The organism is Austwickia chelonae, assembly GCF_003391095.1.
In the GTDB taxonomy this organism is placed as follows: domain Bacteria; phylum Actinomycetota; class Actinomycetes; order Actinomycetales; family Dermatophilaceae; genus Austwickia; species Austwickia chelonae_A.
On the sequence record NZ_CP031447.1, the window covers coordinates 2,499,295 to 2,522,005 of the forward strand.

Sequence of the window (22,711 nt, forward strand, 5' to 3'; positions counted from 1 at the left end):
GGCCTTTGATACGGACGGAATCGGCCAAACCTGAGTGTTGTTCGCGGGTTTGCCCGTTTCTGAGACGAGCTCACGACAGGCTTTCTGCCAGTCCTGGCCGAGCGTGGCGACCTTCTTGTCGGCAAGCTGGGTGCATGGACAGGTTCGTGGCTCCTCCTCCGTCGTCGGCACCTCATGGCTCTTCTGCCGACGGCCCCTTGACCGGCGGGTCGGAGATGCTGTCGTACCCGGGTGCTGCACAGCTGTGGGCAGGGCGTGCCGACGAGTCGGCACGCAGCGTGATCCCGAGGTTCGGTGCTCGGGCGTGGGGGCTGCCGGGCACTCATCTGGGGGCGATCTCGTCGCCGCGTCCGCCGCGCGGCGAGTGGACGTGGAACTACTGGTGGCAGGCTCACTATCTGGATGTCCTGGTCGATGCCGGACGGCGGCACATCCGCTCCGGCGACGAGCCCGGGGCCCGGGCCTACGAGCGGTTGGCTCGACGGCTGGTGGACACGATGTGGCTGCGCAATGGCGGGCGGTTCACGAATGACTTCTATGACGACATGGCGTGGTTGTGGTTGGCGGTGGGGCGTCTGGAGGGGTGGCGTCAGGAGGCGGGCTGGCCGTCATCGTGGCGGTCACGTCAGCTGCTCCGGGTGCTGTCCTCCCGAATGGGCCAGGGGCAGACCGGCGATCTGGGCGGTGGGGTCTTCTGGACTCGCCGTCATGACCGGAAGAATGTGCCGGCGTCGGCTCCAGCGGCGATCGGGTGGGCACGTTCCGGGGACGTGGAGCGGGCTCGGCAGGTGGTGGCGTGGGTCTTCGCGACCTTGTTCGACGAGGACCGGGGGCTGGCCTTGGACACCATCTGGTTGGACGGCCGGGTCGACGACACGGTGTATTCGTACAACCAGGGGGTGCTGCTGGGAGCCTTGTTGGCGATCGGGGACGAATGGGCGTTGTCGAGGGCTGCAGCGTTGGTGGGATCGGTGGCTCGTCATCTGTGTGTGCCCGGTTCTCCCGGTTCCACGGTCTTGCGGGCCTTCGGGGACGGTGACGCGGGCCTGTTCACGGGCATCCTGGCGCGTTATCTGGCGGAGGCCGCGTTGACACAGGCCCTTCCGGTGCCGGTGCGCGAACAGGCCGCTGCTCTGGTGGGGGCATCGGCCGAGTCGTGGTGGCAGGGCAGCGTACTGGTGGATGTTCCGCGGCGGGGGCGGGTCTTCCCGGTGGACCCGACGGCGCCACTCCAGGTGGAGGGCACACTGCCTTCGTCGCTGGAGTTCAGCCCTCAGGTCCAGGGGTGGACGATCGTGGAGGCCGCAGCGTCGGTGGCTGCGGGCTGGTACGGCCGTCAGTGCTGACGAGCCCATTTCCGAGCGCTGGGTTCGTTGACGAAGGGCGATCCCCAGCTACCGTTCTCCGAGCCGACGTACCATTCCCGACTGCCTTGTTCGGTACGGGTCTTGAGGTGGTACCTGCGCCCGGAGGCACCGCGGATGGTGGCGCGGACGGCGGCGTCGTGGCGTGTATTCATCATGTTCTCCCTCACCGATGGGCCGATACCGGGGCTGACGGCGATTCACCCTGGTATCAACCTCATCGGCGAGTAGGACGGTTGTCGTGACATTCTTGACGATCCCTTGACCTTTTCAGGTGGATCCTTATACCCGCCAAGAGTGGTCGCGGCTTCGTCCCTTATTAATAAGGAGTAGGTACGCCCGGGGTTCTGCGTCGCCGAGGTGTTCAGTGATTGACGACATCGGTGCTGGAGCCGGCAGCGGTCAGTGAACGGACTTCCATCTCGGCCCATTTGTCGGCGTCGTGCTCTCGACTGGTGATCGATCCGATCCAGCCGAGCAGGAATCCCAGGGGGATGGAGATGATGCCGGGATTCTCGAGGGGGAAGACCGCGAAGTCGATGGCCGGGTTGGTGATGATCGACAGTGATTTCCCGGTGGCATCGACTTTCCCGGAGGTGACGGGGCTGAGGAAGATGAGGAGTAGCGCGCTGCCGAGCCCGCCGTAGATGCTCCAGAGCGCGCCTGCGGTGTTGAAGCCTTTCCAGAAGAGGCTGTAGAGGATGGTGGGCAGATTGGCGCTGGCGGCGACGGCGAAGGCCAGGGCGACGAGGAAGGCGATGTTCTGGCCGTAGGCGGTGATCCCTCCGACGATGGCGATGGCGCCACCGGCGAGCGCTGACCATCGGGCGACGTTGACTTCTTGTTCGGGGGTGGCTCGCCCGCGTTTCCACACTTGGTTGTAGAGGTCGTGGGCGAAGGTCGCCGAGGTGGCGATGGTGAGTCCGGCGACGACGGCGAGGATGGTCGCAAAGGCTATTCCTGAGATGACGCCCAGCAGGATGGAGCCGCCGAGTTCGTAGGCGAGGAGTGGTGCTGCGGAATTGGCGCCTCCGGCGGCTCGGTGGATGCGTTCGGGCCCGACGAGTGCGCCGGCTCCGTATCCGATGACGAGGGTGAGCAGGTAGAAGGCGCCGATGAGCCAGATGGCCCATTCCACTGATGTGCGGGCCGCTTTTCGGGTGGGCACGGTGTAGAAGCGGATGAGGACGTGGGGAAGTCCGGCAGTGCCCAGGACGAGTGCCATCGACAGGGAGATGAAGTCGAGTTTGGTGATGTCGTTCTTGCCGTATTTCAGGCCGGGTTCGAGGAGTTTCTCGCCGGCTTTCGGTGCTTTGTCGACGGCGGCTTGCATGAGGGCGGAGAAGTCGAATCCGTGGCGTCCGAGTACCCAGAGGGTGATGAGTGCGGTGGCTCCGATGAGGAGTGCGGCTTTGATGATCTGCACCCAGGTGGTGCCTTTCATGCCGCCGATCATGACGTAGCCGACCATGATGACGCCGACGATGGCGATGACGATGCGGATGCTGGTCAGGCTGTCGAGGCCGAGCAGCAGGGAGACGAGTCCTCCGGCCCCGGCCATCTGGGCCAGGAGGTAGAAGAAGCTGACGGTGAGTGAGCTGATCGCGGCGGCCATCCGGACGGGTCGTTGGCGCAGCCGGAAGGACAGGACGTCGGCCATGGTGAATCTGCCGGTGTTCCGCATGGGTTCGGCGACGAGGAGCAGGGCGACGAGCCAGGCCACGAGAAAGCCGATGGAGTAGAGGAAGCCGTCGTAGCCCTGGATCGCGATCGCTCCGGCGATGCCGAGGAAGGATGCCGCCGAGAGGTAGTCGCCGGCGATGGCGAGTCCGTTCTGTCTGCCGGAGAAGGTTGCGCCGCCGGTGTAGAACTCGCTTGCGCTCTTCTTGCCCGAGGCGATCTTGATGACCACGACGAGGGTGACGACGACGAAGAGGGCGAAGATCCCGATGTTGAGCAGGGGGTTGCCGACGGTGTCCGCTGCGGTGGGTGCGGGGGTGGGCATCGTCATCGTCCTCCGCTGAGGTGCATGTGGTCACGGATGGCGTCGGCGCGGGGGTCGAAGGATCTTCCGGCCCAGCGGACGTAGGCGATGGTGAGGGCGAAGGTGGTGACGAACTGTCCTAGTCCGAGGAGGAGGCCGATGTTGACGGCACCGACGACCTTGATGGACATGAATCCGGGCGCATAGGCGGCCAGCAGGACGTAGAGGAAGTACCAGATGAGGAAGAAGGCGGTCGCGGGGAACGCGAATCGTCTGAACCTTCTGCGCAATTCACGAAATTCATCCGTATTTTGGACAGCCAGGTAGGTCACGGTTGGATCACTGCCTCGCTGGTTGCTTGACGGGGTGCCCTGGGGATGGTTCACGATGGCCTCCGAAGTGCTTTCGAGGTTCTGGGGATTAGCCACGCCCACCCCCGTCGCGTCGTGACTCAAATCACTATGCGCGACGAGCGGCATTCCATACTTCGGGACAACGCCGTCTCGCGACGGGAAGATTATTCACAGCGCCCAGCGGGGACTCGAATTTCGTTCAGCGGCAACACGGCCGGATGAACGGCTCAGACAGGAACCGCACAAGCCGGACAACTCCTCAGGGCTGTCGCGCTGGTCAACACACTCCCGGCACTCGATGCCCGTCCTCCAGGTAGACACAGTGCTCCGCATCCCACCCGATCTGCGCCCTTCTGGCCACCGGAGCGCGCAACATCGAGAGCGCATCGCTCCTGGTCACAAAACGAAAATCTGAGATCTCACCCTGCTGTACCCGCACTCGGTCCACCTCGTCGTCCGACAGCACCTCCCCGCGGAAGAGATACCGCAGACCCAGGGCACCACCGTGACGCTCCGGCCGGGTGTCGACACACACGAGCTTCCCTGCCAGCAGGGTTAATCCGGTTTCCTCTGCCACCTCGCGACGACAAGCCCCCCAGGGCGTCTCCCCGTATTCGGACATCCCACCGGGCAAGGTCCAGCCCGATTTGTACGTGGGCTTCAGGACGAGCAGTCTTCCCAGTCCGTCGAACAGGAGCGCGCTGGCCGATAACTGCAGCTCAGCTGATACCCAGAAGTTATTCATGGCTGTCACAGGACCAGCCTGCCCCACCCCTCCCCGTCCGTCGCGCCACCGAGGTGACACGGTTCCAGAGGGGGCGCAACTATATTCCTGAACCTGTGTCCAAGTCGAGGTTGTTGACAAAAAAAGTCAACAAAGGCATTCTTTCCGCCGGTTCATCGAGTCCTCGACGAACCACTCCCCTCACCCTCCGAGGAAGGCCCCCTCAATGAATAAGCGCATCGGAGCGACTCTCGCCCTGCTGTCCAGCGCGGCGCTTCTCCCTGCTGCCGCTCCCTTGACCGCCCAGGCCGCTGACGAGAAGAAGTCCGAAGAACTCTCCACCATCCAGGAGATGTCCGCCGAATGGCTGTCGAAGTCCTACGGGCTCGACGGCGAAGAAGCCAAGCGTCGCGTCAAGGACCAGGACGGACACGCACAGAAGGCGAAGGACATCGAGGGCGACCTCGGTGACAAGACCGCCGGAAGCTTCATCGACCAGAAGCGCGGCAAGCTCGTCGTCACCGTGACCGACGAGAAGGCTGTCGACAAGGTCAAGGAGAAGGACAAGAACGCCGACGTCCGCGTCGTCAAGAACTCCGCCTCCAAGCTGAGCGACTCCAAGAAGAACGCTGAGGACAAGGTCGGCGACAAGATGGCCGCCTCCTACGTCGACGTTGAGCGCAACGTCGTCGTCCTCACCGTCCCCAAGGACAAGGCCGAAGAGGCCAAGAAGCAGGTCAAGGACGTCCAGGGCGTTGAGGTCCAGGAAGTCGAAGCCACCATCGAGGCCCAGGCCAACCTCTACGGCGGCCAGGAGATCCAGTTCGGTCGTAGCGTCTGCTCCGTCGGCTTCCCTGCCAGCAAGGACGGCAAGAACGTCTTCATCACCGCTGGTCACTGTGCAGCTGGCGGCCAGGCCTTCCGCCGCAACGGCCAGAACCTGGGCAAGCCGGTGAAGTACAACTTCCCCGGACCTGACATGGCTTACAGCACCATGGAGAACGGCTGGAACGGCGTCGGCGCTGTCGACCACTGGAACGGCAAGGCCGTTGCGGTTTCCGGCAGCCAGGAGGCACCCGTGGGCGCCACCGTCTGCAAGTCCGGCCGCACCACCCGCTGGACCTGTGGCGTCATCCAGGCCAAGAACGTGACCGTGCGTTACGGCAAGCCCGGTGGCGGCCAGGACATCGTCCGCGGCATGACCCAGGCCAACGTCTGCTCCGAGGGTGGCGACTCCGGTGGCTCCTGGATCGCGGGCAACCAGGCTCAGGGTGTCACCAGTGGTGGCGCTGGCTACGGACCGAACAAGTCCTGTGGTGAGAAGGTCGGCCGCCCGAACGTGGCCTACTTCCAGCCGCTGAACCCGATCCTGAAGGACTACGGCCTGAAGCTCACCACCCACAACGGTAAAGGTGGCGGCGACAACGGTGGCGGCGACCGCAACCGCGACAACCGCAAGGGCGGCCGTTACTGATCCATTGATGGATCGCCTGACTCGTTGACGAGTTCTTCCCACTGGGTATGGCCCCCGGACCTCACGGTTCGGGGGCCATACCCATGGTGGGCTTCTTCAATGCAGGGCCTGCGCCACGACTCCGAGATGTCACCTGTCGCCAGCCTCGGCCTTGGCTAGGCCGGCTGTTCACCACGAGAGCTGTCGTTCCTCCCGGATCTGCGCGGCACGGGCATGTGCCCCCACTTGGGTGAACAAGGCCGTAGCTCGCGCGAAATGATCAGCGGCTTCGGCCACCCTTCCGCAGCGAGCAGTCACTTCGCCGAGCGTTTCATAGGCGTCAGCCCTGGTCTGCGGAGCGAGAGCTTCCGCGTCGATCAATCCGGCATGCAATGCGGTGAAGGCAGCATTCCATTCCTCGCGGGCGGCCCAGTACATCCCGCGAGCGATCGTCAGCTCGGCCATTCCGGTCGTGGTCGGACTGATCTGTTCCACCATGTCGGCTTTGGCAAGCAGGCCTGGGACGTCGTCGATCGGCCCGCCGGATTTGATCCGCATCGTCGCCGACGAGCGGTGGAGCCGCCCCCACAAGCGGAGGTGACGTACCGGGTCGATCAGCGGAATGGCCAGATCGTGTTCGCGGCATCCGGCGGCATGGTCTCCGTTGAGGAAATAGAGGTTCCCTCGCGCCCAGTGAGTTTTTCCCCAGTCGAGTTGACTCACCTTGTCCGGCGAGACCAGCCCGAGTGAATCAAGATGGCCGAGTGCTTCATCCGTGCGGCCGAGTTCTCCGAGGCAGGAAGCGAGCACCACCCGGGAGGAGATATACGCCGATTCGGTGGAATCCAGGCCGGAGAGCGCTCCCACGGCGGATTCGGCAGCGGCCACGGCTTCCTCGAGGTCGCCATTGGCCCGCAGAATCTGGGCGAGCAGGGAGTCGACCCGTCCGGACAACTGCGGCGAGAGCGAGCTGGAGATGTGCTGCCGTAGGGATTGAGCGGTCTCCTTCGCCGAGGAGTAGGCCCCTGCGGAGAAGTCGCACAAGATACGTACGTACGAGGAGACCCACCACAGTCCGAGCCGCTGCTCGTCATCGGTGAGCGCACGCAAGCGACCCGCCCAGGTACGCACATCGTCGAAGTCGTTCTCCACGAAGGCCGAGAGCACCTCGATCTGGGCTATGGCTACTTCGATGTCGAAGGCTTGCCCTTCCAGCGCGTGCCACTTCTCCAGGATGACCGGGTCGAGCCCGAGCCGTTCGGCGACGTGCACGATGACTTCGTGGGTCGGTGGCCGCTGCCCCGACTCGACCAGCGACATGTAGCTGCGGGAGAACAAGGGCGCACCCAGTTGTTCCTGCGACATCCCCTTTTCGAGGCGTGCCGCGCGCAGGCGACTGCCGAAGGACAACATGACAACCCCCAGAGACGAACAGAGAGAACCCGCTGTGGGTTCCTCTTTTGACAAACCGTTAGGCTGCATGACTAGTTCCGACCCCTACCCCAGGAACACGTCATGATCCCTATTTCTTCTTCTGCCATCGTAGTGACTGAAGAACCGGTGGCCTCGCCTCAACCAGCCGCCCGCGAGTCGTGTCCACATGATCAGCAGGGCGACGTTGAAGCACCTGCCGTTGTGGGCTCACCTCTGGCTCGTGGAGATTGGCCCTGACGAAGGGCTTTCGCCATGCTCAGACGGCGGGCCTGGCAGGTGTCTGCAGGACTGCGTGAGGGACGACCGGCGCAGGCACGGTCGGTGCCGGTGGTCTCGTGGTCGCCGGCGCGCTGGGCTTGGCCGGTGGTGCCGGCGCTGCGGGCGGATTGGGGTGGGTTGTGCGGATCGGCGCAGGTTTCACTGTGGCCGACTGGTTTCCTCCTGGGCGCGTCGCGCTGGGGCAGCCGGGCCCCGCGGTGGCTCCGCTCGAGCAAGCACCGCTGGGGTTGACACCGCGTTGGCCGGGGATCGAGCTGGCCGGTCGAGGCTCCTGTTTTCCTGACGCCCCTGGGTGGTGGCCGTCGTGAGCCGTGCGGGTCGCCCGCTTGCCCGGAGACGCGCCGGGTGCCGCGATCCCGTGCCTCGGCGATCCGGCTTCTCCAGGAATTTCGGCGACGGCGTCCTCGGTGGCCGTTGACATGGTGACGGTAGCCCTGACCGGTGTACGTGTCCGATTGAAGCTGCATCCAGTGGCGAGCACGATGCTGGCGGACCCGATACAGATGACCGCCAACGTTTTTCCAGTTCTCACGCCCCCGTACGTTACTCCTGCTGTCGCATGTCGGGAGGCCTGCTTGAATGCGTTTTTCACTGAAGCCCAGAGCGTCATCGCCCGATACCGCTTTCGTGTTCACGCAAGCCACGCTCGACCCTGAGGAGGATGAACGCACTGACCAGGTAGATCGCGAAGAGCGCCAGGGCAAGAGCCCAGGCCCACAGCGGAAGCATGTGGATCGTCAGGTCGACGGTCAGCAGGATGATCAGCGAGATCCCGAAGTGCATCAGCGGTTGGCGCATTTTCGCTTCCCTCGGCGGCCAGTGTTTCCGAGGTGCAGCCTAGGGCCAGCTGCGATTGCTCCGTCTCGCGGTCTCGTGAAAGACGGCCCTGGGGAGGGCCGTTCCTGTGGTTTGTACGTGCTGCGGCATATCGCTGGGGGCAGGGAGCCGCAGCACGCACCGGTGGTTCAGCTGGCTTGAGCGTGTTCTTCCTGGGCGAGGTACCCGAAGGCCTCGCCCAGCACTGCGGAGAGCTGCGCGAGAGCTTCAGGGGCGGTGTCCGCGACCGTTGTGGACAGGGCTTCAGCCGCGCCAGCGATCGCTGCGGTGGTCGGCAGCACGACAGCTCCGGAGATCTGGAGCGCTTGGATCAAGCCGGCTTGCGCGTCTTTTCCGCCGCGCGGACCGGGAGAAGCCGTGATCACGGCAATGGGGCGGCCGACGAGGCAGCTGCGGCCGTAGGGGCGGGAGAGCCAGTCGAGGGTGTTCTTCAGTACTCCGGGGGCCTGGCCGTTGTAGGAGGGGCTGGCGATGACGACGAGGTCGGCTTCGGCGACCAGGTTGCGGGCGGCGCGCACCGGTGCCGAGGTGTCGGCGGCGTCGAGCCCTTCTTCGTAATAGGGCAGCGCGGAGATGTCGATCCGGGAGATGCGGGTGTCGGGCTCCTGGGCCAGCACGAGGTCGGCGAAACGGTCCAGGGCGGCGGCATTGAACGATCCTGCACGGATGCTGCCGGGGATCAGCACGACGTGGGTCACTGTTGCTCCGATCGATGGTTCCGGCCTGGAGGCCGGGAGGTTGGCGCGATATTCCGGACGGGCCTGCACCCTCAGGGGGCGGCTCGTCGGGCACCATCCTGACAGATGCATGACATGTCACGCAAATGAGGTGCGAGCAGCCGGACTCAACGGCGGGCGAGCCAACGCTCGCGCAGCAGCCGAGTCAGCCAGCCAAGGGCTGCGGACGATTCCTGACCAGGAAAGCAACTGGGCCACCCATTGAATATCCGAGGAAGAACCAGTTCTCGGTCCAATACACCAGGAAGAACCCGCCCAGCACGATTGCCACATCAACCGCACGATGCGCAGTCTCGTGCTTCATATCCGGCGCCTCCCCGGGCACCGACGAAAGGCGCCGGGAGAACATGGAAGCAACAAGGACATCCGCAGCACCGAGCGCAGCCAGACACAACCCCACGAACTGCCACCCGCTCAGATAGAGCGCAATGCCCACGACGATCACGACAGCACCGGTGCCCAGGATCAACTTTCGAGGATTCTTCATCGCTACCCGTACCACCACTAGAAAGTCATCAACTTGACAGGACCCTCAAGATATTTCCCGAAAGAAACACCAAAGACAGATTAACAGATGTGATCGGCATTCACAGAATGTGAGACCGATAATCTATCATCTCAGAAACCTGAACCTACCTTTTGTGAATTTTTTCCGCTTTAAAAAATCGGAGCGTCGCCATCCACCTGCATATAAAATCGACAGTCTCCGCGTCATGGGGACAACAGCTGCCAATCTCAGCGCAATTTTGGCACTTCCTTTTCCTACCGAGGAAGGCGCGGCCACGGTCGTCTCGTTCAGGAGTAACATGCAGGCCGTGAGTGTGACATCTCGTTCGATAATGGCCTTGTCCATGGTGGCGACCCTAGCTTCCTTGACAGGGTGCTCCGCCGTTGAGCGAGTTCCCTCACGAGTCGTCACCGTGACCGCTGACCCATCTGCCGCACCAACGACAGCAGCTCCGTCGAGACTGAGCGAAGCGCCTGTTCCAGCAGGAGCCGCTCAGATTCCTGCCGAGAGCCGTTCCTACAACGACTCTCCGTTGCCAGACGGGACGGCGAGCTCCGAGGTCGGAGCAGATGAGTACGGAGCTCGTCTGATGGCCTGCCCGAATGGTGGCCTGCGTGTTTACGGGTGCAGGGATGCTCCACCACCCGGGTACGGTCCGCACTCAAAGGCGCCGACTCCCCCGCCAGTCAGGACACCGGAACTGATGCCTGTACCTTCGGACGCTGCGCCCATGCATCGACCGCCCGATCTATCTGGGCGCAAGCCACCTGCAGCTCCACCTGCTCCGCCTAAGCCTCCTGCCCCTAAACCCCCGGCGGCCAAGCCTCCTGCCGCTCCACCCGTGGCTCCACCTGCGCCCCCGGCCACGCCATGAGTGGCTGTCGATGACAGTCACACCACTTCCCGGTTGATCGTCAGCTCGCCGATCTCTACCCGTCTGAGCTTGATCGTGTAGTCACCCGCTGCTCCACCGCGCCAGGAGGCCACGACACGGCTGACATGTGCCTCGAAGATCGCGGGGGACACTGTCATTTCACGCGGTGCTGTCCCATCGGCCAGGGTGGGATTTATGACGCTCCTCTGACCGAATCGAGGCACTCTCTTCTCAGCAACTTCACAGCACCACCGCTGGTCAGAGGTAAACCTGGAGAAGGGATGCGAAGCACCCTTGATGCCGCACCCTCCAAAGCGCCCATCTGTCCTCGTCCGCGGTCACGACGCCAAACGCGATTTCACGGCTCTGCCTGCCATCGATCGAGCCAAACTAGACCCGCCGCAACCGCTGAAAGAAGTTCCCATCTTCTATAACGCTCCACAGGGCTCGAGCAAATGGATCGTCCACCGGCTGACTCGCGACCGGGAAGCCATAGCAGGTGCGGGTACGCACGCGATCCATTGGTGCACCCTCAGCACAGGCAGAATCCTCCCTGCCTACTGAACGACCCACTCTTTGCAGATAATTACCCAGGGGACATGAACCCGTGAAAGGCTTCCGACTTCCTCTCCGTGAGGAAGCGGAGAACCTTCATCCCTTTACCCAATTTTATTGGCTAGAAGGATTTCTAGTCCTCAAGGCAGCCACTCCCACAAATGAGAGCCCAATAAAAACCAGTTATCTAAATAATATGATAGGAAAAGACCGGCCAATACACCCATGGCGCCGACCGCCTTGTTGGCGGTTTCATATTTCGGGACGCACCCAGTGCCCCCATTGGTCTTACTGAAGTAAATCACTGTGGCGAATATTTCGATAACGCCAAGAAAATTGAGCGCAAAGCCAACAGTTTTAAAGCCGAATAGATGAAGAAGTTCACCGCAGACAATCTGCGCATTGGCGGCGCCGCAGATGAATCATTGGGATTTCTCAAGACGAGCCCCTAATGCTTCCAACTCTTGGGTTGGGCTCAACAGAATTTCCTATTGGTCCCAACAGAACTTTACCTGTAATTCTTCCCGACGAATGCCCAGAAGGCGAGCTCCACACCAAGAGTAATGGCCCTCACGGCAGGGTTTATCTTGGCCAAGGCCAGAGCCTTCTGTCATGCAGGTCCGCGCGCATGGCCCGTTGCAGTCACCAAAAGACTACAGACGTAAGCCATGTTGCGAGGAACGATGGCGGACCATTCGTAACATCTTCCATGTTGCTTCTTGTGCTGGACGTCTACTTCGCACCGCACGCCTCGAAGATTACGTCCATAACAGGAGTTTGCAAATACTGAAAGTCGATCATCTTCATGCCGGGGAAATGAAATTGTTTTCATGGAACGAACGGCAAGGCCTATGCGAATTAAACCCGCAATGGGTGATATTCTGAATTTAGATTGTTCTCGATCAGGATGGTTGGGGAATGGTGACCTCCAGCGGTCGCCTACTGTGCAGCCGCCCCCTATCCATGATGAAGCGAGGAGAGGGTCCGGGTTTTGTTTACTTACCGTTGATGATGGTTCCGACGTGGTGATCGGCGTATCCGGCAGTCTGGATGATCCGGTACTTCGTAGTGCTCATTGGACCCTGCTATGTCAGCCGACGAGCTGGGAGATTCGCCCCCTGGAGACGCCCATCACGACGGCGGAGTCTGTGACCGATAGGCCCATGCTCCGCAACTCCGAAGCAACGGCCCGAGCTTGTGCGGCAGCATCCTGGGACGCCTTGGCAGCCGCTTCGGTGGACTCTCGCGCAGCGGCAACTTTCGCTTCGTACCCGTCCAGGTCGATGGTGAGTGCGACCGGTGCAGTGCATTTATGGCCGGTCTCCAGGGTCATGTAATCGTGGACTTCACGCTCCACGGCCTTCTGGTCAAGCGTGCGGGACTGGGTGACTCCGTATCCGTCGATGTGGAGTTCCCAGCCCCCCTTCCCTCCTGACCGTCCTGGCGGCATCCGGGCGTCCTCCAAGGTGCTGCGACATTCAAACCCGACGATCACGGCGACGATCTACAGCCACATAACGCTGGGCAAGCAGGCCAGCTCTTCTCACACATCGACGCCGCGCTCGCGGGAGCACCACAATAGGAGCCTCAGACGGCATGAGGTCGCGACGGACGCCCCCACACGGGACCGTCCGTGTCAACTACGAGCAATGGAACGCCGCCACGATCGTCGTCACCGCAAGCATGACTGTGAAGAAGACCAGGGCCTCGCGTGGCGTTCACGGTCTGTGCGCATACTGTTGCACACAAGACCCCAGAAAACCGGCTAGAGGCGGCTCTCCCTGCAGGGGAAAACCGCCTCTGAGCTGCGGAGCTGGAGAAGGGACTCGAACCCTCAACCACCTGTTTACAAGACAGGTGCGCTGCCAATTGCGCCACTCCAGCAGTCGGCTTGCACTGGGCAAGCCTGGTTCAGACTAGACGATTTTTGTCGAGCAGCCGAAATCGCAGGCAGTCAGAGAGTGTTTCTCCTGTTGCTGTCGCTGCTCCGGACCCTGGAACGCCGTAGTGGGTGCGCCTCTCCCCTGGCTTGGAGGCGCACCCACTACGGGTAAAGCAGTCGACGGTCCGGTCGAGGTGAGGACCACGGTCAGCCGCGGTGACGACCGGAAGATGTCGAGCCAGTTCAGCTGTAAGCCACCGGGTCGGCGTTGAGGCCAACAGTCTCCGGGGAGATGTTGCCACCCTCAGCAGCCAGCATCAGCGACTGCAGGCTCGCCGCAGCCACCTCCGCACGAGCGTGCGCCGCGAGGGAGACCAGCATCGGCTGGGTGAAGTAGTCCAGCCCGGAAGCCTTCATCCCGAAGAGCTTCTCGGTGGCGGCGATCGTGGCGGCGTCGGTCTTGCCCGTCTCCGTCACGCCGAGGCGCGCCTGCAAGGCGGACAGGGCTGCCTTGTCCCAGGTTCCGGTCGTCTCGCCGCCGAGCCACTGCTGCACCATCTGCGTGTCCGCAGAGCTCAACTGGCCGTATGCCGGCTTCACCGGGGCAACAGCCTTCGGGGGTGTGGCGGCCACCGCGGCCGGCTTCGTCGCCGCAGCCGGCTTGGCGCTGGTCTGCGCGGGGTTGACCTGAGCGGCCGGCTTGGCGACGGCGCCGCCGCCCACCGAACCGGAGGCCTTGGTCAGACCGGCCTTGACCGAACACACCGGCCAGGCTCCGGGGCCCTGCATGGCAAGAAGCTTCTGCCCGACGGCGATCTGTGCCTCACGGCTGGCCAGATCCGGGCGTGCCGCATAAGCGGAGCCACCCGCACCCTGCCAGCTGCGCAAGGAGAACTGGAGGCCACCGTAGTAACCGTTGCCATTGTTGATGTGCCAGTTGCCGCCGGCCTCGCACTGGGCGAGACGGTCCCAGGCATTGCCACCGGCAGGGGCTGCCTGCGCAGGGATGGCGGCCATGCCCACGCCGACCGTGGCCGTGGCGACACCGAGGGCGCCAGCCTTGACGGTACGGCGGACTGAACGGCGAGGGGAAGCGTGCTTAGGGGTATAGGCCATGTGCTGCTCAATGTCCTTCCTGACGAGCGCCTACGGGGTCAGCTGTCGGGTTCGGGCTGCCAGGTGCCCGGCCGACCGGAGTCGGCTTCACCCCAAGCCGTCATAGCTACGGCGGTCCGGCGGGTGCCGGTGGGTTCCCCGTCATCGTCTCTGCCGACCCGGAGGCCGACCGTGTCCGCCGACGAATGTTGGGCGCACCGGACACGTGTAACGGTTGGTTGTGCAGTTTAGTTGTACTGGCTGAATACCGTACGTCGTTCGCCCGAGCCGTCCACGATCGGGTTGTGGAGCTCGGAAGTACGGCCACTCACACGCGGTTGAGACGACTTCAGCGTAACGACAGGGGCGCTGCTGAGTCTCAATTCCGCATCGTCGATCATCCGGATCCGCGGGCCTCTCGCCGCCCCCTTTGGCAATTCTGCAGGCAAGAGGCATGTTCCGTTCCGGATCCCCACTCGACCGCGAGACACCGAACCTGAAAATAATCTCAGAAAACGGCCGGAATTATGTCCGTATTTCGAGAGTCGCCCCGCTCTTCGCCGATCGTTTCGCGAGTTGATCCCAGCTGACATCCAGCGCAGGTGAAGTATCAACGAATCGACTTGCGTCCCGGCCAGATCCACAAAAGACCTGTTCGCGGCAGGGTTCCTCTCCAAAGATTACGATTCGGAATCGACCGAGGAGGTACCGACAAAGTTCAACGACTCCGCACCCACCCCGGACGAAAAAGAGGGCGGGAGCTCTCGGCCACCCGCCCGCCTCCTCAGCGGAAGGCCTTCCGCAACCACGCGAAGGGGTCACCGGACAAAGGCTCCCAAGAAGGTAAGAAACCCGTCGACTGCGAGATCAAGGCAATCACTGCGGCCAATCCCAACAACAGCACCGCCGCACACACCGACCCGTAACGCCATGCACCGACACTGTCCAGAACAGCACGCGTCCCCAACCGGACATGCTCACTCCCGGTGCCCCACCAGAAGACCACCATGGCCGTGACCGCACCCACGAACAACGGCCCCGGAGCACTTGGGTCGAACGGCGACCCCGGAAGAATCCCCGTCTTCTGCAAGGTGATACACCCCAGCACCGCGCAATAGGCCGCCACGGTCGGAGCCAAAGCCCCCACCAAGGCACTCACCACCGTCGACACCGCATGCAACGGCATGAGCAACAGCGCCTTCGTGGTGTCCCACCGACGCACACCGTGCGTACTGCGCTGACGGCCCAACAGCCGCCCCGCACGTTCCACCGACCTGGCCAACCACGTCCAAGCCACCGCCAACAACAAGGACTTCACCGGAGCAGCCAAGGTCAACGCGGCGAACAAAGCACCCAGACAGAGCACCAACCCGACACTGCGATGTTTCTGCGCCTTACCGAGAGTCTCCTCCCACAGCGGCTGCGCCCGATCGACCGCCTGCTTCCAGGCCTGAGCCGGAGCCGAGGGCGCTGCCACCGGTGCCTGCGGCTGCGGCTTGGACACGGTCGGCGCCACCGCGGTCGCGCCTGGAGCGACCACCGGTGCAGCCGCGGTCGGCGGAGCACCCGGAAGCGCCCGAGTCACCGGCATCGCCGGAATCGCCGCCGTCTTACGACCACCGGAGGCATAACGTTCCAGTTCGTACAAGATCTGCTCACGAGTCGGCCGAGCCCCCGGCCTCGGATCGAGCGCCGCCCGCAACAAAGGCGCCAACTCCGGATCCACCCCGGTCAGATCGCACTCCCCCGCACGGATCCGAGCCAACACCGCGTCCACCGGCTGATCGCCAAAAGGCACCCGGCCCGATGCCGCGAAAGCCAAGGTCGCCGCCCAAGCCCACCAATCGGTCGCCGGCGTGACATCGGCCCCGTCCAAAATCTCCGGAGCCAAGAACCCCGGCGTACCCATCACCAACCCGGTCGACGTCAACCGCACATCACCGGAACCATGCGCGATCCCGAAATCGATCAACACCCCGCGACCGTCATGGATCAGCACATTGCCCGGCTTCAGATCACGATGGACCACATCGGCGGTGTGCACCGCGGACAGAGCGGCGGACAGATCCCTCGCCAGGCCCAACAGCTTGGGCGCACTCAACGGCCCGTGCTGAGCGACGTACTGCTCCAAGGACGGGCCAGGGACATACCGAGTCACCACATAGGGGCGAGCCCCCTCCACATCGGCATCGATGATGCCGGCCACCCCGGGATGACGGATCCGGGAGAGATGATCAGCTTCACGAGACAGACGCGCACGAGCGGCAGGGTCGTCCAGCACATGATCACGCAGGACCTTGATGGCCACAGCCTGGCCTTCCTCGTCCAACGCGAGATGCACGACACCCATGCCACCGCGGCCCAGCTCGGAGCAGAGCCGATAACGGCCCAACCGACCTGCGCCGGGGCTCGGACCACGACCGACGGTCGCGCTCATGTCACCTCCCGATATGGACCGTGGACCCCTGCGGTCATCAGGACACTCGTATCAGAGTGCCAAACAGCCCAAGAGTACGTCTCTTCACTGTGCGCTCGCTGAGGGTGGTCCCCCTGTGGACCGTCGGCACCTTCGACGGACCGTGGCGCACTCCGCCGGAGTTTCGTCCTTCTCGTCCCCCGTCGACCTCACCCGCTCACCGTAGAGTGTCACTACCAGGGAGCAGGGGACACAAGGCCTTTCGAGCGAGCAGCGCTCGGCCGGTGTTCGGTGAGGAGTGGTTTCACGTGAAGGAGCATGCCGGGAAAATCCCCGGGAAAGTCGTTCGCACCTACGACTTCGTCGTAGCAGCGAACCGGCTTCCGGTGGACCGTCACGAAGAACCCGACGGCAGCTCGTCCTGGCAGCGCAGCCCCGGCGGCCTGGTGACGGCGATGGACTCGGTCATGCGCGGCCGCGAAGGCGCCTGGGTGGGTTGGGCCGGGGACGCCGGTCAAGCTCCGGAACCCTTCGAGGACGGCGGCATGTACCTGGTCCCGGTGGCCTTGACCGCCGAGGACGTCGCCGACTACTACGAGGGGCTGTCGAATGACACCCTCTGGCCGATCTACCACGACGTGATCGTGCCGGCGACCTTCCACCGACGCTGGTGGCAGGCTTATCGCCGGGTCAACGGGAAGTTCGCCGAGGCCTTGGCCGAGGTCGCCGCACCCGGCGCGACGGTGTGGATCCACGACTACCAACTCCAGCTGGTGCCCGCCTTGCTGCGTCAGCTGCGTCCTGATGTACGGATCGGCTGGTTCAACCACATCCCCTTCCCGCCGGTAGAACTCTTCGCTCAGCTGCCGTGGCGTGCCGAACTCATCGCCGGTCTCATCGGAGCAGACTTCCTCGGTTTCCAGAAGCCCAGCGATGCGGGCAACTTCATCCGAGCCTGCCGTCAGCTGGGTGGCCTGCCCACCAAGCGGGACACGGTGACCGCCACGGACGCCGACGGCAGTACCCGACTCGTGCGAGCCGCAGGAATTCCGATCTCGATCGACACCGAGCAGCTCGACCGGCTGGCCCGTAGCCCCGAGGTCATGGCCCGGGCCCAGGAGATCAGGGAGTCCCTGGGCAACCCGCGGGTGCTGATGCTGGGGGTCGATCGACTGGACTACACCAAGGGTCTGCGCCACCGGATGAAGGCCTACCAGGAGCTGCTCAAGGACGAGAAGATCGCTCCGCCGGACGTCTGCTTCATGCAGGTGGCCGTGCCCAGCCGTGAACGGGTGGACGCCTACCGGGATCTACGTGACCAGGTGGAGCTCACGGTCGGTCAGATCAACGGCGACTACTCGGGGATCGGGGCGACGGCGGTGCATTATCTGCACCAGAGCTTCGACCAGGCGGAGATGGCCGCGATGTACCAGGCCGCCGACGTGATGCTGGTCACGCCGCTGCGTGACGGGATGAATCTGGTCGCCAAAGAGTACGTGGCCTGTCACCACGACGGCAACGGAGCCTTGGTTCTTTCCGAATTCGCCGGAGCTGCCGACGAGCTCACCCATGCCTTCCTCTGCAATCCGCATGACATCCAGGGGTTGAAGAACACCATCATCCGGGCGGCCACGGCCACCGACCGGGAGAAAGGGCGCCGGATGCGGGCGCTGCGCAAGCGGGTGGCACAGCATGACGTCCAGCGCTGGGCCGGACGTTTCCTCGACGCCTTGGAATGTGCACCGCATCGTCCGTCGTCCGAGCAGCGGCGCCCGTCGGCCAGTCACCATCTGTCGAAGGCGTAGGGCTGTGTGCTCTTCGCTACCCTCGGCGTTGACCGACCATGTCCGCAGGCTGGCCGCTGCCAGAAAGGTGTTGCTGGCCACCGATTTCGACGGCACCCTGGCGCCTTTCGAGGACGACCCCATGCGGGTGAAGCCCGCCAGCGAGGGGATCGAGGCCCTGCAGGCGGCCGCCGCGCTGCCCGGGACGACGGTCGCGCTGGTGTCCGGCAGGGAGCTCGCCGTCCTGCAGCAGCTCTCCGGGATCGGCGACGACCCTCGGGTCGTCTTCATCGGCACCCACGGCGCCCAGTCGACCAGACATCCCGGCTCCGGGGAGTTGACCGGGGCGCAGCGGTCGCTCCTGGCCGAGGTCGACCGAGCCCTGCGCGAGGTCTGTTCCCTCCACGAGGGAAGCCGGGTCGAGGGCAAACCCGCTGCTGTGGTGCTGCACACGCGGGGGATGTCCGAGCCGGAGAACTCGCAGGCATTGGCCGCTGCGGCGCAGGTGCAATCGCTTTTCCCCGGAACGCACGGACTCCACGGCAAGGACGTCTTCGAGATCGGTGTCCTCCAGGCGGACAAGGGCAGTGCGCTGGTGTCCTTGGCGCAGGAGACAGGTTCGGAAGCCACCCTTTTCCTGGGTGACGATGTCACCGACGAGCGGGCCTTCGAAGCCTTGCGGCCCTCGGCCGGCGATCTGACCGTGAAGGTCGGCCCGGGTTCGACGGCAGCCTGTGCCCGGGTACCCGATGTCGCCGGCGCGGTCGCCGTTCTACAGGAATTCGTGACCGCCAGACGTTCCGTTCAGGAGCAGACCGGCTGAGTTCCGTTCTCGGGTGAGGCTGCTGTCGCATGCGGTGACATTCTTGCGGCAGCGGTCGACCCTCGTTCCACGAGTTCTGCGTGGAAGACGAGGTCGGCCCGGGGAGCGGGATGACCGTTGATCTCGCCGAGCAGTGCGCTGACCGCAGCCCGTCCCATCGCGTCAACATCCTGTCGCAGCGTGCTCAGCGGTGGGTCGGTGAACGCGATCAACGGGGAATCGTCGTGCCCGATGACGGAGATGTCGCCGGGGACCTCGAGGCCTCGGCGACGGATCTCCTGAATGGCGCCCAGGGCCATGATGTCGCTGCCGCAGATCAGTGCGGTGCATTCCTGGTCGACGAGGCGGGCGGCGGCTTCGGCTCCGCCTTCGACCGTGTACCAGGTGGTGGCGATCAACCGGTCGACCTCGTTGATCCCGGCCAGCTGCGCCATCGCTTGGCGGAAGCCGGTGACGGATCGCTGCACGGGGACGAAGCGTTCCTGTCCGGTCGCCAGGCCGATCCGGCGGTGGCCCTGGGCGGTCAGGTGGGTGACGGCACGGTGCATCGCGGCCACGTCGTCACAGCTGATGCAAGCCGCGTCGACATGCTCCCGATACCCGTTGACCAGGACGAAAGGCAGCCCGCGGGCGCGGAGTTCGCGGTACCGGTCGAGATCTGCGGTGGTGTCGGCGTGCAGACCCGAGATGAAGATGATGCCGGAGACACCCCGCTCGCACATCATTTGCACGTAATCGTCCTCGGCGATCCCGCCGGGGGTCTGGGTGCACAGGATCGGGGTGAAGGCGTGGGCGGCCAGGGCTCCTTCGATGACCTGGACGAACCCGGGAAAGACCGGATTGACCAGCTCTGGGACGATCAGGCCGACCAGGCCTGCGCTGGCTCTGCGTAGTTTGGCCGGTCGGTCGTAGCCCAGCATGTCGACGGCGGCGAGCACTGCGGTACGGGTGCTCTCGGCGACACCGGGTTTGCCGTTCAGGACGCGGCTGACGGTCGCTTCAGAGACTCCGGCGCGTTCTGCCACATCGGCGAGGCGGGGTGCACGCATAGTTGAGCTCCTACAGGCAGGCTCATGTCGGGCCACGAGCACCTGAGCAGCATGACCCATGACCGATATTCCCTGCAAGATCATTGCAAGTTCTTGTGCAATTTCTTGCAGGCTCGTAATCTGACTGGCGACGCGGGCATCGGAGCCCGATCTGATCAACGAGGAGCCAAGGACATGCGTCGCAGCATTCTGGTCACCGCCATGCTCACCACCACGCTCATCGCCGTCACGGCCTGCGGCGGCGGCAACTCCGGTTCCGGAGGTTCCGGCTCCTCAGCGAAAGCCGGTGACATCAAAGGCGAACTGACCTGGTGGGATACCTCCGACGCCACCAATGAGGGACCGGCCTACAAAGAGTTGATCGACGAATTCCAGAAGAAATACCCGAACGTCAAGATCAATTACCAGTCCGTGCCCTTCGCCGAAGCACAGAACAAGTTCAAGACCGCTGCCGCCGCCAAATCCGGAGCACCGGACATCTTCCGTTCCGACGTGGCCTGGGTCCCCGAACTCGCTTCTCTCGGATATCTCTACAAACTCAACGGAACCGCCCTCGACAAGGACACCGGCGACTTCCTCGAGGCCGCCCGAGGATCCACCCAGTGGAACAATGGCACCTACGGCGTCCCCCAGGTCACCGACACCCTCGCCCTCTTCTACAACAAGAAGCTCCTTCAGGAAGCCGGGGTCGAAGCCCCCAAGACCTGGGAGGAGATGAAGACCGCCGCCGCCACCGTCAAGACCAAGACCGGCAAGGACGGCGCCTATCTCAACCCGGTCGGCTACTACACCCTGCCCTTCATCTACGGCGAGGGCGGCGACCTCCTCGACACCAGCGCCAAGAAGATCACCGCGAACTCCACCGAGTCCGTGGCCGGTGTCGCCAAGATGCAGGAGCTCATGGGCTCCCCCGGGTTCGTCAAACCCCCGGCCTCCGAGGCCTACAAAGCCATGACCGACGCCTTCAACGGCGGCACCGTCGGCATGATCGTCCAAGGCCCCTGGGAAATCGCCGGCATCAAGAAGGCCGACACCTTCGGCGGGATCGACAACCTCGGCATCGCCCCCGTCCCCGCCGGGAGCAAGCAGGCAGCCGGGCCCATCGGCGGCCACGACTACGTCGTCTGGTCCGGCATGAGCGAGGACAAGGCGAAAGCCGCCATCGCCTTCGTCGAATTCATGACCTCCACCGAGACCCAGGCCAAGATCGCCGACAAGATCGGCGTCCTCCCCACCCGCAAGTCGGCCTACACCAAGGTGACCAACCCCGTGGTCAAGCAGTTCCAGCCCGCCATGGACGCCGCCAGGGCGCGCGCCTGGATCCCCGAAGCGGGCCAGCTGTTCACCCCGATGGACAAGACCATCACCTCCGTGGTGGTGAACTCCGCCGACCCGAAGACGGCGATGACCGAGCTAGCCCAGAAGTACAAGGCCGAGATCGTCAAGGACTACGCCGCCGAATGACCGACCGGGCGTCCGCCGACCGGTTCTACGGACTGGTCGGCGGACGCTCTCCGACCACCGAAGAAGACCGCCGTCAGGAGACGCAGCACATGCAGGTCCACGCTGTCCCCCTTCCGGGCCGACCCGCCGGGAACCCGCGATGAACAAGCTCCGGACCCTCTGGGAAAAACATTGGTATGCATGGGCTTTTGTCGCCCCTGTGGTGATCGTGCTCACCGTCCTCATCGGCTATCCGCTGATCCAGGGCATCGCTCAGTCCTTCACCAATCTCACCGAGGCCAATCAAGCCGCCGAGATCTGTCAGAAGACCCTCGGTGGAGGCCAGAACTGTGAACCCAACCCCAATCAGGCGCGATTCGTCGGACTGCAGAACTACACCGATCTGCTGACCGGCCGCGTCGGTGAATTCTGGCACCAACTGCTCATCACCCTGATCTGGACGGCAACCTGCGTCTTCCTGCATTACACGTTGGGTCTGGGGCTGGCCATCCTGCTGAACCGGGAGATGCGTTTCCGCAGCGTCTACCGTGTGCTGCTCATCCTGCCCTGGGCCATCCCGGCCTTCGTCTCCGCTTTCGGCTGGAAATTCATCTACGACCGGGATGCCGGGATCGTGAATGCGCTCATCCGCGGGCTGGGCGGGCAGAGCATCGACTTCTTCGACAGCACGCCCAAAGCGCTCCTGGCCGTCATCGTGGTCAACGTCTGGCTGGGGGTGCCCTTCATGATGGTGGCCTTGCTCGGCGGCCTGCAGTCCATCCCCGCCGAACTGCACGAAGCCGCCGAGATGGACGGAGCCTCCCCCTGGCAACGTTTCCTCCACGTCACCCTGCCGGGGCTGCGCCCGGTGTCCAACTCGGTGATCCTCCTGGGCACCATCTGGACCTTCAACATGTTCCCGATCATCTTCCTGGTCAGCCGCGGCGGCCCCTCCGGGGGAACCGAGATCCTGGTCACCGGCGCCTACCGGGCAGCCTTTGAAGGTGTCCGGAACTACGGATTCTCCGCGGCCTACGGGGTCGTGATCCTGTCCATCCTCATCGTCTACTCGATGGTGTACCGCCGTGTACTGCGCAAGCAGGGAGAGGTGTGGTGA

21 protein-coding genes, 1 tRNA gene and 1 riboswitch are annotated in these 22,711 nt (G+C 63.9%); of the genes, 8 read left to right on the forward strand and 14 right to left on the reverse strand.

Annotated features, from left to right (window positions below; genetic code table 11):
- Window positions 1-134: 134 nt before the first annotated feature.
- A complete protein-coding gene (locus tag DX923_RS10990; RefSeq protein WP_116114874.1) occupies window positions 135-1,346 on the forward strand; it encodes a glycoside hydrolase family 76 protein in 1,212 nt (403 codons plus the stop codon).
- Here the strand turns inward: DX923_RS10990 and DX923_RS10995 are convergent.
- The 4 genes from DX923_RS10995 to DX923_RS11010 all read right to left on the reverse strand — a co-directional run bounded on the left by DX923_RS10995 (window position 1,337) and on the right by DX923_RS11010 (window position 4,446).
- Window positions 1,337-1,522: a hypothetical protein gene (locus DX923_RS10995; RefSeq protein WP_162872914.1), complete on the reverse strand. Its 186-nt coding sequence runs from the start codon at window positions 1,520-1,522 to the stop codon at window positions 1,337-1,339. The genes DX923_RS10990 and DX923_RS10995 overlap by 10 nt on opposite strands.
- Before the next feature lie 206 nt (window positions 1,523-1,728).
- Window positions 1,729-3,369: a solute symporter family protein gene (locus tag DX923_RS11000; RefSeq protein WP_205413026.1), complete on the reverse strand. Its 1,641-nt coding sequence runs from the start codon at window positions 3,367-3,369 to the stop codon at window positions 1,729-1,731.
- A 2-nt stretch (window positions 3,370-3,371) separates the two neighbouring features.
- Window positions 3,372-3,734: a DUF485 domain-containing protein gene (locus tag DX923_RS11005; protein WP_430732275.1), complete on the reverse strand. Its 363-nt coding sequence runs from the start codon at window positions 3,732-3,734 to the stop codon at window positions 3,372-3,374.
- 244 nt (window positions 3,735-3,978) lie between these two features.
- Entirely contained in the window at window positions 3,979-4,446 is a 468-nt protein-coding gene (locus DX923_RS11010; RefSeq protein WP_116114882.1) for an NUDIX domain-containing protein, read from the reverse strand.
- Between the two features lie 205 nt (window positions 4,447-4,651).
- Between DX923_RS11010 and DX923_RS11015 the strand changes: the two genes are divergently transcribed.
- Window positions 4,652-5,899: a S1 family peptidase gene (locus tag DX923_RS11015; protein WP_116114884.1), complete on the forward strand. Its 1,248-nt coding sequence runs from the start codon at window positions 4,652-4,654 to the stop codon at window positions 5,897-5,899.
- A 168-nt stretch (window positions 5,900-6,067) separates the two neighbouring features.
- Here DX923_RS11015 and DX923_RS11020 read toward each other — a convergent pair whose 3' ends face one another.
- Entirely contained in the window at window positions 6,068-7,291 is a 1,224-nt protein-coding gene (locus tag DX923_RS11020) for a helix-turn-helix domain-containing protein (RefSeq protein WP_162872915.1), read from the reverse strand.
- Between the two features lie 356 nt (window positions 7,292-7,647).
- Here DX923_RS11020 and DX923_RS16210 point away from each other — a divergent pair, with 356 nt between their 5' ends.
- Window positions 7,648-7,899, forward strand: a complete 252-nt coding sequence (locus DX923_RS16210; RefSeq protein WP_162872916.1) for a hypothetical protein — start codon at window positions 7,648-7,650, stop codon at window positions 7,897-7,899.
- Between the two features lie 298 nt (window positions 7,900-8,197).
- Here the strand turns inward: DX923_RS16210 and DX923_RS11025 are convergent, their stop codons facing one another.
- The 8 genes from DX923_RS11025 to DX923_RS11055 form a co-directional block, all read right to left on the reverse strand.
- Window positions 8,198-8,389 carry a hypothetical protein gene (locus DX923_RS11025; protein WP_116114889.1) on the reverse strand — a complete coding sequence of 64 codons (192 nt, stop codon included), beginning with the start codon at window positions 8,387-8,389 and terminating at the stop codon, window positions 8,198-8,200.
- A 167-nt stretch (window positions 8,390-8,556) separates the two neighbouring features.
- A complete protein-coding gene (locus DX923_RS11030) occupies window positions 8,557-9,126 on the reverse strand; it encodes an NADPH-dependent FMN reductase (protein ID WP_162872917.1) in 570 nt (189 codons plus the stop codon).
- A 184-nt stretch (window positions 9,127-9,310) separates the two neighbouring features.
- Window positions 9,311-9,652, reverse strand: a complete 342-nt coding sequence (locus tag DX923_RS11035) for a hypothetical protein (protein WP_162872918.1) — start codon at window positions 9,650-9,652, stop codon at window positions 9,311-9,313.
- A gap of 912 nt (window positions 9,653-10,564) precedes the next feature.
- Window positions 10,565-10,705: a hypothetical protein gene (locus tag DX923_RS16215; protein ID WP_162872919.1), complete on the reverse strand. Its 141-nt coding sequence runs from the start codon at window positions 10,703-10,705 to the stop codon at window positions 10,565-10,567.
- Between the two features lie 1,487 nt (window positions 10,706-12,192).
- Window positions 12,193-12,597 carry an antitoxin HicB gene (locus DX923_RS11040; protein ID WP_240322604.1) on the reverse strand — a complete coding sequence of 135 codons (405 nt, stop codon included), beginning with the start codon at window positions 12,595-12,597 and terminating at the stop codon, window positions 12,193-12,195.
- A gap of 316 nt (window positions 12,598-12,913) precedes the next feature.
- Window positions 12,914-12,986: transfer RNA gene (locus DX923_RS11045), tRNA-Thr, on the reverse strand.
- Window positions 12,987-13,227: 241 nt separating this feature from the next.
- Entirely contained in the window at window positions 13,228-14,100 is an 873-nt protein-coding gene (locus tag DX923_RS16945) for a transglycosylase family protein (protein ID WP_116114898.1), read from the reverse strand.
- Window positions 14,101-14,110: 10 nt separating this feature from the next.
- A riboswitch (cyclic di-AMP (ydaO/yuaA leader) is annotated at window positions 14,111-14,265 on the reverse strand.
- Between the two features lie 598 nt (window positions 14,266-14,863).
- Complete coding sequence (locus tag DX923_RS11055; RefSeq protein WP_116114900.1) at window positions 14,864-16,516, reverse strand: serine/threonine-protein kinase; 1,653 nt, start codon at window positions 16,514-16,516, stop codon at window positions 14,864-14,866.
- A gap of 287 nt (window positions 16,517-16,803) precedes the next feature.
- Here DX923_RS11055 and DX923_RS11060 point away from each other — a divergent pair, with 287 nt between their 5' ends.
- Window positions 16,804-18,300 carry an alpha,alpha-trehalose-phosphate synthase (UDP-forming) gene (locus DX923_RS11060; RefSeq protein WP_116114902.1) on the forward strand — a complete coding sequence of 499 codons (1,497 nt, stop codon included), beginning with the start codon at window positions 16,804-16,806 and terminating at the stop codon, window positions 18,298-18,300.
- Window positions 18,301-18,304: 4 nt separating this feature from the next.
- Window positions 18,305-19,102, forward strand: a complete 798-nt coding sequence (gene otsB, locus DX923_RS11065) for a trehalose-phosphatase (RefSeq protein ID WP_240322605.1) — start codon at window positions 18,305-18,307, stop codon at window positions 19,100-19,102.
- Here otsB and DX923_RS11070 read toward each other — a convergent pair.
- Window positions 19,084-20,151, reverse strand: a complete 1,068-nt coding sequence (locus tag DX923_RS11070) for a LacI family DNA-binding transcriptional regulator (protein WP_116114906.1) — start codon at window positions 20,149-20,151, stop codon at window positions 19,084-19,086. The genes otsB and DX923_RS11070 overlap by 19 nt on opposite strands.
- A gap of 174 nt (window positions 20,152-20,325) precedes the next feature.
- On the opposite strand from DX923_RS11070, the gene DX923_RS11075 reads away from it, so the two are divergent.
- The 3 genes from DX923_RS11075 to DX923_RS11080 are packed head-to-tail and all read left to right on the forward strand — an operon-like array spanning window position 20,326 to window position 22,711.
- Entirely contained in the window at window positions 20,326-21,615 is a 1,290-nt protein-coding gene (locus DX923_RS11075) for an extracellular solute-binding protein (protein WP_116116292.1), read from the forward strand.
- Window positions 21,612-21,758, forward strand: a complete 147-nt coding sequence (locus DX923_RS16220; protein WP_162872920.1) for a hypothetical protein — start codon at window positions 21,612-21,614, stop codon at window positions 21,756-21,758. The genes DX923_RS11075 and DX923_RS16220 overlap by 4 nt, the downstream gene beginning before the upstream one ends.
- Window positions 21,755-22,711, forward strand: a complete 957-nt coding sequence (locus DX923_RS11080) for a carbohydrate ABC transporter permease (protein ID WP_116114908.1) — start codon at window positions 21,755-21,757, stop codon at window positions 22,709-22,711. The genes DX923_RS16220 and DX923_RS11080 overlap by 4 nt, the downstream gene beginning before the upstream one ends.

Bases quoted from the DNA above. Each gene is read 5' to 3' on its own strand.
- DX923_RS11010 (WP_116114882.1), bottom strand. From the start codon at position 4,446: ATGAATAACTTCTGGGTATCAGCTGAGCTGCAGTTATCGGCCAGCGCG.
- DX923_RS11080 (WP_116114908.1), top strand. From the start codon at position 21,755: ATGAACAAGCTCCGGACCCTCTGGGAAAAACATTGGTATGCATGGGCT.
- DX923_RS11070 (WP_116114906.1), bottom strand. From the start codon at position 20,151: ATGCGTGCACCCCGCCTCGCCGATGTGGCAGAACGCGCCGGAGTCTCT.
- DX923_RS16220 (WP_162872920.1), top strand. From the start codon at position 21,612: ATGACCGACCGGGCGTCCGCCGACCGGTTCTACGGACTGGTCGGCGGA.
- DX923_RS11000 (WP_205413026.1), bottom strand. From the start codon at position 3,369: ATGCCCACCCCCGCACCCACCGCAGCGGACACCGTCGGCAACCCCCTG.
- DX923_RS11025 (WP_116114889.1), bottom strand. From the start codon at position 8,389: ATGCGCCAACCGCTGATGCACTTCGGGATCTCGCTGATCATCCTGCTG.
- DX923_RS11015 (WP_116114884.1), top strand. From the start codon at position 4,652: ATGAATAAGCGCATCGGAGCGACTCTCGCCCTGCTGTCCAGCGCGGCG.
- DX923_RS16215 (WP_162872919.1), bottom strand. From the start codon at position 10,705: ATGACAGTGTCCCCCGCGATCTTCGAGGCACATGTCAGCCGTGTCGTG.
- DX923_RS10990 (WP_116114874.1), top strand. From the start codon at position 135: ATGGACAGGTTCGTGGCTCCTCCTCCGTCGTCGGCACCTCATGGCTCT.
- DX923_RS11075 (WP_116116292.1), top strand. From the start codon at position 20,326: ATGCGTCGCAGCATTCTGGTCACCGCCATGCTCACCACCACGCTCATC.
- DX923_RS10995 (WP_162872914.1), bottom strand. From the start codon at position 1,522: ATGATGAATACACGCCACGACGCCGCCGTCCGCGCCACCATCCGCGGT.
- DX923_RS11035 (WP_162872918.1), bottom strand. From the start codon at position 9,652: ATGAAGAATCCTCGAAAGTTGATCCTGGGCACCGGTGCTGTCGTGATC.
- DX923_RS16945 (WP_116114898.1), bottom strand. From the start codon at position 14,100: ATGGCCTATACCCCTAAGCACGCTTCCCCTCGCCGTTCAGTCCGCCGT.
- DX923_RS11055 (WP_116114900.1), bottom strand. From the start codon at position 16,516: ATGAGCGCGACCGTCGGTCGTGGTCCGAGCCCCGGCGCAGGTCGGTTG.
- DX923_RS11020 (WP_162872915.1), bottom strand. From the start codon at position 7,291: ATGTTGTCCTTCGGCAGTCGCCTGCGCGCGGCACGCCTCGAAAAGGGG.